At 66.7% G+C, this 993-nt stretch carries 1 protein-coding gene; it reads left to right on the top strand.

Annotated elements, in window-relative coordinates:
* Positions 1-177 precede the first annotated feature (177 nt).
* Entirely contained in the window at positions 178-738 is a 561-nt protein-coding gene (locus tag QK442_RS36190; protein ID WP_282698387.1) for a hypothetical protein, read from the top strand.
* Positions 739-993: the final 255 nt, after the last annotated feature.

Raw genomic sequence — 993 nt, 5'->3', positions numbered from 1 at the left:
GGCGGTGTCGTCTGTCGCGAGAGCGTCGGACGTGCTGACATCGGCATGTCGGGGCTGCTTCCGTGGCCACCGGCTCTGTCACCTGCCGAGGCGTTTCCTCAGTTGAGCCTGGTCGTTGATGTTGTGGCCGTATAAGCACTGACAACTCAAACGGAGGAGAGCTGTATGCGGATGAGGATGGCCACCGCCGTCACCATGGCTGCCTGCGCAGTTGCCCTGACCGTCAACGCCGAGGCCGTTGAAGCAGGCTCGGCTCAGGCGCAGAAGCCTGCGTGCGGCAGCGTCGAGAGCTTCCGGCTCGGAGGCCCGTACAACGGACGTGTCACGTCTAGCCACGTGAACGGGTCTGTCAACAACATGGTCATCGGCCAGGAAACAGGCAGGCAAGGACATGTCTCGACTGGCCCGGTGACCGGTACAGCCACCGCCGACTACACCAGCAAGAGCAAGCCCCTTAGCGCTCGCTGGACTGCCATGGACGACATGGTCCTGTCTCCCATGGCCGATTACCTCATCCGCACGTCCGACGGGCAGTCCGTCGGCAGCGTCACCTGCGACGAGTCCGGTGCCGTCACCGAGTTCACCGCGAAGGATGTGACGTACTACGTCGCCGGGGGTACGTGGCGGGAGGAGTGCACCACCGGGATCGGCTGCGGGTACACCAAGGACCCGGAGCGCGTCGAGTCGGTGGTCAACGCAACCCTCACCATGAAGAGCGAGAAGATCACGCAGGACTAAGTCGCAGGTCGGCTCAGACTGGTTGCGCTGGGACCGCCCTCGCCCGCGCCTGGGATGCCCATGCCACGTCCCTTGACCTGGAAGATGCGCGCGACGGCGGCGGGTGCTGGCTCCTCGTACGGGGCCCCCGGCGGGCCGCCCTGCACCCCCTACGCCGAGTCGACCCCTGCCGGACAGCACCGAGGGGCGAAATGGGCTCCGGCCCCGCACCAGGCGGGGCCGGAGACACGGTCAGGCGGCTAGGGTCTGTCCGGC

The organism is Streptomyces sp. CC208A, from assembly GCF_030010625.1.
Classification (GTDB): domain Bacteria; phylum Actinomycetota; class Actinomycetes; order Streptomycetales; family Streptomycetaceae; genus Streptomyces.
This window is presented reverse-complemented; position numbering and strand designations above follow the sequence as displayed.